Annotated in this window: 10 protein-coding genes; all 10 read right to left on the bottom strand. The window is 42.6% G+C overall.

All coding sequences use genetic code 11. The features are described from left to right. Positions 1-249: 249 nt before the first annotated feature. Positions 250-432 (bottom strand): EAL domain-containing protein, encoded by a 183-nt coding sequence (locus CWC14_RS05100; protein WP_306302889.1) that lies wholly within the window; start codon positions 430-432, stop codon positions 250-252. Between the two features lie 215 nt (positions 433-647). Continuing rightward, positions 648-2,075 carry an NAD-dependent succinate-semialdehyde dehydrogenase gene (locus CWC14_RS05095; protein ID WP_138561666.1) on the bottom strand — a complete coding sequence of 476 codons (1,428 nt, stop codon included), beginning with the start codon at positions 2,073-2,075 and terminating at the stop codon, positions 648-650. An 825-nt stretch (positions 2,076-2,900) separates the two neighbouring features. After that, positions 2,901-3,239 carry an ISC system 2Fe-2S type ferredoxin gene (gene fdx / locus CWC14_RS05090; protein WP_008113929.1) on the bottom strand — a complete coding sequence of 113 codons (339 nt, stop codon included), beginning with the start codon at positions 3,237-3,239 and terminating at the stop codon, positions 2,901-2,903. Positions 3,240-3,250: 11 nt separating this feature from the next. Further along, on the bottom strand, positions 3,251-5,113 hold the full coding sequence (gene hscA / locus CWC14_RS05085) for a Fe-S protein assembly chaperone HscA (protein ID WP_138561664.1): 1,863 nt from the start codon (positions 5,111-5,113) through the stop codon (positions 3,251-3,253). A 41-nt stretch (positions 5,114-5,154) separates the two neighbouring features. Next, positions 5,155-5,682 carry a co-chaperone HscB gene (hscB, locus tag CWC14_RS05080; RefSeq protein WP_008113925.1) on the bottom strand — a complete coding sequence of 176 codons (528 nt, stop codon included), beginning with the start codon at positions 5,680-5,682 and terminating at the stop codon, positions 5,155-5,157. A gap of 70 nt (positions 5,683-5,752) precedes the next feature. Then, entirely contained in the window at positions 5,753-6,076 is a 324-nt protein-coding gene (iscA, locus tag CWC14_RS05075) for an iron-sulfur cluster assembly protein IscA (RefSeq protein WP_008113924.1), read from the bottom strand. A gap of 9 nt (positions 6,077-6,085) precedes the next feature. Beyond that, the gene (iscU, locus tag CWC14_RS05070; protein WP_008467675.1) at positions 6,086-6,469 is read right to left on the bottom strand and encodes a Fe-S cluster assembly scaffold IscU; all 384 of its coding nucleotides are present in this window, start codon (positions 6,467-6,469) and stop codon (positions 6,086-6,088) included. Between the two features lie 40 nt (positions 6,470-6,509). After that, entirely contained in the window at positions 6,510-7,727 is a 1,218-nt protein-coding gene (locus CWC14_RS05065; RefSeq protein ID WP_008113922.1) for an IscS subfamily cysteine desulfurase, read from the bottom strand. 24 nt (positions 7,728-7,751) lie between these two features. Beyond that, on the bottom strand, positions 7,752-8,243 hold the full coding sequence (iscR, locus tag CWC14_RS05060) for a Fe-S cluster assembly transcriptional regulator IscR (RefSeq protein WP_008113921.1): 492 nt from the start codon (positions 8,241-8,243) through the stop codon (positions 7,752-7,754). Positions 8,244-8,444: 201 nt separating this feature from the next. Next, positions 8,445-9,170 (bottom strand): tRNA (cytosine(32)/uridine(32)-2'-O)-methyltransferase TrmJ, encoded by a 726-nt coding sequence (gene trmJ / locus CWC14_RS05055; protein ID WP_131690450.1) that lies wholly within the window; start codon positions 9,168-9,170, stop codon positions 8,445-8,447. Positions 9,171-9,343: the final 173 nt, after the last annotated feature.

Genomic DNA, 9,343 nt, shown 5'->3' with positions numbered 1-9,343 from the left:
ATCCTGACACAGGGGGGTGGTAAATAAAATAACTAAAAAATATAACAATAAGCCGCCCTGCGGCTAACGTGAGCAAGCTCTACGTCTACAAAAAATTTTAATTTACCCGCGCCACGTCGCTCGTAACCTTTCGCCTTTAATCTTTAAAAAAGTTACATGTGCGCGGCGTAAAGCCCCGCCTACAAAACAATTAAAACGCGGTGGTTCCCCGAAACTCGTTGCCCGTTGCCCGCGCTCCGTTGCCGTTTATTAAAGGCGTTCTTTCCACTGTGCAATAGGGATTGGCTTTGAAAATAAGTAGCCTTGAAACAAGTCGCAGCCACGTTGTTTTAAGTAATTGAATTGCGCCGTTTCTTCAACGCCTTCTGCCACGCTATTTACGCCAAGTGCGTTGGCCATGTCGATGATCATGTTTACAATTGTTAGAGTAATTTTAGACCGAAGCGATAAGGTTCGCCAAAAAAGTGGCTAAAAAAATGCCACCAAATGGTGGCATTTACACACGGGGGTATTTCTACTTATAGAAATTTTTTTACTATTTTGTTACGAAAAATATATATTAAAAAGGTAACATTTAGCCCATTATCTAGCAACATTTAGCCGAGTTTTATCTTACAACCATTAACTCATCGGAACAGTCTTTATCATTACACCTTAATACATACGTATTTTTCTTCTAAGTACTCATCTAAACCCTGATGCCCGCCTTCACGACCAAGACCTGATTGCTTTACACCACCAAACGGCGCAACTGGGTTTGATATAACTCCCTCATTTACACCTACCATGCCAAACTCTAGCCCTTCGCTTATACGATAGATTTGTTTAATGTTTTGGCTATAAAAGTACGCAGCTAACCCATAAGGGACGTTATTAGCAAGCGCAAGTACTTCGCTTTCTTCATCAAATGGGATCACCGTTAATACAGGACCAAACACTTCTTCGTGATAAATATCCATTTGTGTAGTGACATTGGTGACTATTAATGGGTTTTGAAAACTGCCACCTAAATTGCTGTTATCTCCAATTAACGTAGCGCCTTTATCAAGAGCGTCTTTAATCAGTTGTTGCACTTTCTCTTTTGCTTTGGGGTAAATAAGCGGCCCTATGTCGGCATTTTCATCAAAACCGTTCGCAACTTTGAGCGCAGCGACTTTGGGTGTAATTTTTTCAAGCACGTCATTTAATATATTACGCTGAATAAAAATACGATTTGCTGCAACACAAGCTTGTCCTGAGTTTCTAAATTTGGCCGCCATCAATCCATCAATAGCATCGTCAATATCAGCATTATCAAATATTATAAACGGGGCATTTCCCCCCAATTCCATTGAAGTACGCTTTATTGTAGATGCACATTGAGAGAGTAACTGCTTACCTACACCGGTAGAGCCAGTAAAAGTAAACTTACGTACGACCTCTGAGTCTGTCAGCATTTTGCCAACCTTTTTGGCATCTTGTGACACAAGCACATTAAATGCACCTTTAACAAAGCCAGCCTGATCAGCTAAATAAGCTAAAGCGATAGCACATAATGGTGTGTGCTCAGAAGGCTTGAGTATAAAACTACAGCCAGCAGCATAAGCCGGGGCAACTTTTCGAGTCACCATAGCAACAGGAAAATTCCATGGCGTAATACCTGCTACCACGCCAATAGGTTGCTTGAAGCTAGTTAAACGATGACTGTTATCGGTGGCGGGGATCACATCGCCATAGCTGCGTTTAGCTTGTTCGGCAAACCACTTAATAAAGCCAGCCCCATAATCTATTTCACCAAGCGATTCTTTAAGCGGTTTTCCCTGCTCTTTGGTCATAAGTGTAGCAAGGGTTTGTTTATGTTTTATCACTAGATCATACCAACGCATCAAGGTGTCACTTCGCTCGGTCGCATTGGTGGCTTTTAATTTTACAAACGCGCCTTTTGCCGCATTAATAGCTGTATTTACGCCCTGCTCGTCAATGTCGCTAACTTCTATTATGCTTTTTCCGGTCGCAGGATCATCGACGCTAAAGCGTGTGCTAGTTTGATAAAATTCACCGTTTATAAACGAGTCTGAAAAAATAAGATCACTCAAAATACACCTCCGAAATGGGTTTTGGGTTTTGGGTTTTGGGTTTTGGGTTTTGGGTTTTGTGCTTCGGGCTTCGGGCTTCGATAAATTAAAAAAGCCTTGTGGTTAACGCTACAAGACTTTTTAATTTTAACTTACCCGCCGCCCGTAACCCTTTACCTTCAACCTTTGTATTTATTCACTTCCTCTGCGCACTCTGTAATCTCTGTGGTAAATAAAATTACTAACAAACGCGGAATAAAACCGCTTTAAAAAGCATATGCACAAAGAGAAGTGAATGAGAAGAAAATGAGAAAGCACTAACCATTAGCCTGAGTGATTAATTGTTTTGTCACTTCCTCTAAAAGCGCAGCGTCTCTTAACCTCTTTGTGCATAATTTTATTACCTTTAACCACATTTGCGCGGCGTAAAGCCCCGCCTACAGGCTATTTTAATTTACCCGCGTCTCGCAGCACGCCGCTCGTAACCTTTTGCCTTTCGCCTTTAACCTTTAAAAAGACGCGGGGTAAACCCGCTGCACATTTGCGCGGCGTAAAGCCCCGCCTACAAAATATTTACACCACAGAGAATACAAAGGCGCTTCGCGCTACACCGAGGGGTTAAGGTAAATAACACTAAACCTTTGCCTTTGCTCACTTTCTCTGTGAACTCTGTGCCCTCTGTGGTGAATAAATCACTAAAAAATCAAACAATGAGCCGCTGCAAGGCTAACTTGAGAAAGCTCTACGTCTACAAAAGATTTGTCTGCGCGGCATAAATCTTCACCTAAAACAAAAAAGCCGCTGTATCAAACAGCGGCTTTTAATATGATAGTCATTAATTAAAAACTAGTGTTCTTCATTAACGATATTGAGATTGTACTTTGGTATTTCAACCACTAAGTCTTCATCTCTAATGATTGCTTGGCAACCTAAGCGCGATTCAGGCTCTAAACCCCATGCTTTATCTAGCATGTCGTCTTCTAGGTCGTCACTTTCATCTAATGAGTCAAAACCTTCACGGATCACTAAGTGACACGTTGTACATGCACATGATTTTTCACAGGCATGAGGAATGCTAATGCCATTTTTAAGCGCGATATCAAGTACCGTTTCGCCAGCGGGCGCTTCTATTGCAGCACCGTCAGGACACAACTCCGGATGGGGAAGAAAAACAATTTGTGGCATTCTAATCTCTCTTATATATTGTCTACTGACTGACCTGTTAAGGCTTTTTTAATTGATGCATCCATTCTACGCGCGGCAAAATCACTACTCGCATTGTCCATTTTTTCAATGGCTGCTTTAATTTCACTTGGCTCTTGTGCGCTCTCGCGTACTTTTGCAAGTTCGTTTATTTCCACTTTTAGCGCCGCTAGTTGCTCAGGCTCAAGTAAATCGCCATCAGCAGCTAATGAGGCTTCCATGGCTTCTATTACACGAAGCGCTTCAACTTGTTGCTCTTTAAGCATACGCGCTTGCATATCGCCTTTAGCGTTACTCATCGACTCTTTAAGCATATTAGCAACTTGGTCCTCAGACAAACCAAACGACGGTTTTACTTGTATTTCTGCTTGAACGCCGGTTGATTTTTCCATGGCTGATACGCTTAGTAAACCATCAGCATCTACTTTAAAGGTAACGCGAATATGCGCCGCTCCCGCCGCCATAGGGGGAATGCCTTTTAAACTAAACTTTGCCAGCGATCGACAATCGTCAACCAGTTCCCGTTCACCTTGTAATACATGCAACGACATAGCCGTTTGACCATCTTTAAACGTAGTAAATTCTTGCGCACGTGCAACCGGAATCGTGGTATTGCGTGGAATGATTTTTTCAACCAAGCCACCCATTGTTTCAAGGCCTAACGACAACGGTAACACATCAAGTAATAACATGTCTGAATCTGGCTTGTTACCAATTAATACGTCAGCTTGTAATGCTGCACCCAGTGCAACAACGCGATCAGGGTCAATTGAAGTTAGTGGCTGTTTATCAAAAAATTCACCGACTTGAGTACGCACTAATGGCATACGAGTTGAACCACCAACCATTACAACTTGTAATACTTCCTGGTTTTCAATACCGGCATCTTTTACTGCACGACGACATGAGCGGAGCGTTTTTTTGACCAATGGCATAGCGAGCTCATTAAATTTTTCTCGCGTTACTTCAACCATGTATTTTTCATCGTCAAACTCAAGGCCAACATTCACTTTTTCGTATTGGCTGAGTGCTTCTTTACAGGCTTTGGCTTTATTAATGAATAAACGTAATACCGAAGGAGATAAGCTTGTCACGCCGGTTTCTTGTTTTAGGTAATCAACTAATAATGAGTCAAAGTCGTCGCCGCCTAGGCTAGAATCGCCACCGGTGGCCAGCACTTCAAACACGCCTTTATTAAGACGCAGAATAGAGATATCAAAAGTACCGCCCCCTAAATCATAAACGGCGATAATACCTTCTTGCCCCGAATCTAAACCGTAAGCAACGGCAGCGGCAGTAGGCTCGTTTAGTAAGCGCAGTACATTAATACCGGCAAGCTCAGCCGCATCTTTGGTGCTTTGACGTTGTGCATCATCGAAATAGGCTGGTACGGTGATAACCGCGCCTAAAATATCTTGATTACCAAAGCTTTGTTCTGCACGTGCTTTTAAGGCACCTAAAATATGACTTGAGGCTTTAACTGGGCTGATTTTTCCCGCAGCCGTTTCGATAGCCAATGCACCATCATCATCGCAAAACTGATAAGGCAGTTGGCCATAGCTTTGTTCTATTTCGGTTTGCGTTTTACCTAAAAAGCGCTTCACTGAAATAAGCGTATTAACCGGATCGAGTGTAGCTGCTTGCATTGCATCATTACCCACGGTAATGCCGCCAGCTTGATAACGAACCACTGAGGGTAACATCGCTTCGCCTGACTCATCAGTAATAGTGCGTGCTTCGCCGCTTTGTACGGTTGCCACTAATGAATTTGTAGTGCCTAAATCAATTCCAATGGCTAATTTGTGTTCATGTGGTGCCGCGCTCTGCCCCGGCTCAGCAATTTGCAATAATGCCATAATGCTCTTTAAACTCGTGTTGCTCGCTTTGCAGCAAGTAATTAATCGTCAAATAAACTGTCTTCAATGCGTTCAAGTTCGTCTTGTAACTTATATACAAATTTTAATTTGCGAATGTTGTCAGCAGCGTGTTGATATTGTTGCTCATCGTTGCTTGCAAGTTGCTCAGCCAATTCGTTGCTATACTGGGCTTTTAATTGCTTTATTTGTGATTCAAAATTAGCAATAGCGATATCTGGATCACTTGCAGAGGGAAGTTCTTCAAGCTCTTCGCGCAGTTCCATTTGTTGCATCAAGAACATGGGATCTTGCAGTGTTTGCTGCTCAGCGCGAATATCAACGCCCAGCTCACTCAACATATATTCAGCACGTTTAACCGGATGCTTAAGTGTTTGTAATGCGTCGTTAATTTCAGCGGTACTTTGTACGGCCATTAATTTATCACGACTGCTGGCATTAGCATGACGATCAGGGTGTACAGCACGTTGAAGTTCTAAGTAGTGCTTGTTGATCATTGCTAAGTCAATATTGTAGTCAACCGGTATTGCAAATAACTCAAAATAACGCATAACTTCTCACAAATGACAAAGCCCTACATTAACTGGCAGGGCTTATTTATATCTTAAAACAAGTTTGAGCTTAAACGGTAAAGCTTTCGCCACAGCCACACTCATCAGCTTGGTTAGGGTTGTTAAATTTAAACCCTTCATTTAAACCTTCTTTAGTGTAGTCGAGCTCGGTGCCGTCGATATAAACTAAGCTTTTAGCGTCAACAATTAAGGTAACGCCTTTGGCCGCAAATGTTTCATCGTCATCGTTTAGCTCATCAACAAACTCTAGAACATAAGCAAGACCTGAACAGCCCGTCGTTTTAATGCCAACTCGCAGGCCAATGCCTTTACCACGGTTTGCTAAAAATGATTGTACGCGGTTTGCTGCCGCATCTGTCAATGTCACTGCCATGAATATCTCTTAGTTTGTATGTTTGCTTTTGTAATCTGCAATTGCTGCTTGAATTGCATCTTCGGCTAAAATTGAGCAGTGAATTTTCACTGGTGGTAATTCTAGCTCTGCGCTGATATCGGTATTTTTGATAGTCGCAGCTTCGTCTAATGTTTTGCCTTTAACCCACTCTGTTACCAGCGAAGATGAAGCAATTGCGCTACCACAGCCGTACGTTTTGAATTTTGCATCTTCAATAACGCCGTCTGCCGATACTTTAATTTGCAATTTCATTACGTCACCACATGCTGGTGCGCCTACCATACCCGTTGCCACTGACGGATCGTTTTTATCTAGAGCACCTACGTTACGTGGGTTTTCTACGTGGTCGATTACTTTATCACTGTAAGCCATAATTCTATCCTCACTACCTGCTAGGTATGGGCACCACTAATTAGTGGTGCGCCCATTCAACTGAATCTAAATCAACACCTTCTTGGTGCATTTCCCAAAGAGGAGACATTTCACGTAAACGGCCAATCGAGTTTTTCATTAGCTCAACGGTGTAATCAATCTCTTCTTCGGTGGTAAAACGGCCAATACTAAAACGAATCGAGCTGTGCGCTAGCTCGTCGTTGCGACCTAATGCACGTAATACGTAAGAAGGCTCTAAACTTGCAGATGTACAGGCTGAACCTGACGATACCGCAATATCTTTAACAGCCATTAATAACGACTCACCTTCAACAAAGTTAAAGCTAATGTTGACAATACCAGGTACTGATTGGTCTTGCGTGCCGTTAAAGTACACTTCGTCCATATCCGTTAAAATGCCGTCGATTAGGCGTTTACGCAACGCACTGATGTGTGCGTGATCTTTTTCAAAATCTTGTTTTGCAATTCTAAATGCTGCGCCCATACCCACTAATTGATGAGTTGCTAATGTACCAGAACGCATACCACGTTCATGGCCGCCACCGTGCATTTGTGCTTCTAAACGTGCACGTGGTTTACGACGAACATACAAAGCACCTACGCCTTTAGGGCCGTATACTTTGTGCGCCGAGAATGACATAAAATCTACTTTGGTTTGTTGCACGTCAATTAAAACTTTACCCGCGCTTTGTGCTGCATCTACGTGGAACATAATTTTACGTTCGCGGCACATTTCACCAATTGTATTGATGTCTTGGATTACACCTAGCTCGTTATTTACATGCATAATACTTACAAGCACGGTGTCGTCACGCATGGTGTCTGCTAATTTTTGCAGATCAAGTAGGCCGTTTTCTTCAACGTCCATGTAGGTTACTTCAAACCCTTGACGCTCAAGCTCACGACATGTGTCGATAACCGCTTTGTGTTCAGTTTTAGCGGTAATAACATGCTTACCTTTTTTCTTGTAAAACTGAGCTGCACCTTTAATAGCAAGGTTATTTGATTCTGTTGCACCCGATGTGAATACAATTTCACGTGGGTCTGCATTAATTAAATCAGCAATGTCAGTACGTGCTTGGTCAACGACTTCTTCAGCTTGCCAACCAAAACGGTGTGAACGCGATGCTGGATTACCAAAATTACCGTCCATAGTCAGGCACTGCATCATTTCTTTGGCAACTCGTTCGTCAACGGGCGTAGTTGCTGCGTAATCTAAATAAATCGGTAACTTCATTTCTCTCTCCGCTGCAGGTCAACCTTAAAGTTGACAGCTTACTTGAATATTTTCCAACTGCTTAATTGCATCATTAACGCTGTTTTCTTGGCGAAGAGCGACCGCTTTAACGTCCGACTTTTCGACCAGTTCAGCTAAGGTAATATTATTTAAAAATTCTTCAATTCGTGCGCTTAAGTCTGACCACAATGTATGGGTTAAACAACGCATACCACTTTGACAACCAGTATTGCTTCGCTGACACCGTGTAGCGTCAACAGATTCATCTACCGCATTGATAACATCGCCAACTGAAATTACATCGGCCTCACGTCCTAGTAAATAGCCCCCACCAGGACCTCGAACAGAACTCACTAGCCCATTTTTACGTAAACGGGCAAATAATTGCTCAAGATAAGACAAAGAAATTTCTTGGCGCTGCGAAATATCTGCAAGCGCTACAGGGCCTATATTTGCATGTAGTGCAACATCCAGCATGGCTGTAACGGCATATCTGCCTTTTGATGTTAACTTCATAACGCCCCCGCACAAAAGAGTGCAAATTTTAATTACCAGAGTAGATTAGTCAAGTATTATCCTGATTGGCTAGCCTCGAATGCCAGCCGATAAACTTGTAATACCCGACTGTTTTGGTCAAGTATTGGGTCTATTGTAATTACCTGAGTAATTTAGTCAAGTATTAGTGGAGTAATAAAGGGCGCTATTTATAACTAATTGCTATTTTATAGACTTATTAATTGAGGTAAGAATGCCTCGTAATATGTTCATTTCAGCATCTTCAGGGCGAGCACGATTAAACAAGCGACGTAGCTTAGTCATTACCATGCCTGGGTGCTGCTTAATGATGAAGCCTGTTTTAAACAAGGTGTCTTCAAGGTGTTCGTAAAACAGCTCTGTTTGTTTAGACGATGGATATAGGGTTTCGTCTTCTTCTTGTTCCGCTTTAGGCTGTTGATTTAAAAATGCCATACGCGTTTCATAGCATAAGGTTTGTACTGCCATGGCTAAATTTAGCGAGCTGTATTCTGGGTTAGCAGGAATACACACATGGTAATTACACAGTTGTAATTCTTCGTTTGTTAAGCCACTGTTTTCACGACCAAATACAAGTGCTACAGGGCCATTTACAGCTTCGCCAACAAGCTTTTCACCACATTCACGCGGCTCAACCATAGGCCACGACAATGTACGCGAGCGAGCACTAGTACCAATAGTTAATGCACAATCAGCAATCGCATCGGCAACCGTATCAACAATAACCGCATTACCTAGTACATCAGTCGCACCTGCAGCAAGCGCACTTGCATGGCTATCTATTTCACAGGCTGGATCAACAAGGTATAACTTTGATAATCCCATGGTTTTCATGGCACGTGCCGCAGAACCAATATTGCCAGAATGTGAGGTGTTAACTAAAACGATGCGAATATCATCTAAGATCATTACAGTGCTACTTATCGAGTACAAAAAATTGCGCAAATTCTAGCATGAAAACGCGCTGAGATCCTATATTCAATAGTCGAGATCTAAAAGATCAGTTCGGGGTCAGCGGTCAGCGGTCAGCGGTCAGCGGTCAGCGGTCAGCGGTCAGCGGTCAGCGGTCAGCGGTCAGCGTT

Source organism: Pseudoalteromonas sp. S3260, assembly GCF_005886925.1.
In the GTDB taxonomy this organism is placed as follows: domain Bacteria; phylum Pseudomonadota; class Gammaproteobacteria; order Enterobacterales; family Alteromonadaceae; genus Pseudoalteromonas; species Pseudoalteromonas tetraodonis.
Note: the sequence above shows the minus strand (reverse complement) of the source record. Positions and strands in the feature narration are given on the sequence as shown.

What these genes read in the sequence shown, in the direction of transcription:
- iscA (WP_008113924.1), bottom strand. Translation starts at nt 6,076, where the DNA reads ATGGCAGTGACATTGACAGATGCGGCAGCAAACCGCGTACAATCATTT.
- iscU (WP_008467675.1), bottom strand. Translation starts at nt 6,469, where the DNA reads ATGGCTTACAGTGATAAAGTAATCGACCACGTAGAAAACCCACGTAAC.
- CWC14_RS05065 (WP_008113922.1), bottom strand. Translation starts at nt 7,727, where the DNA reads ATGAAGTTACCGATTTATTTAGATTACGCAGCAACTACGCCCGTTGAC.
- hscA (WP_138561664.1), bottom strand. Translation starts at nt 5,113, where the DNA reads ATGGCATTATTGCAAATTGCTGAGCCGGGGCAGAGCGCGGCACCACAT.
- hscB (WP_008113925.1), bottom strand. Translation starts at nt 5,682, where the DNA reads ATGCGTTATTTTGAGTTATTTGCAATACCGGTTGACTACAATATTGAC.
- trmJ (WP_131690450.1), bottom strand. Translation starts at nt 9,170, where the DNA reads ATGATCTTAGATGATATTCGCATCGTTTTAGTTAACACCTCACATTCT.
- iscR (WP_008113921.1), bottom strand. Translation starts at nt 8,243, where the DNA reads ATGAAGTTAACATCAAAAGGCAGATATGCCGTTACAGCCATGCTGGAT.
- fdx (WP_008113929.1), bottom strand. Translation starts at nt 3,239, where the DNA reads ATGCCACAAATTGTTTTTCTTCCCCATCCGGAGTTGTGTCCTGACGGT.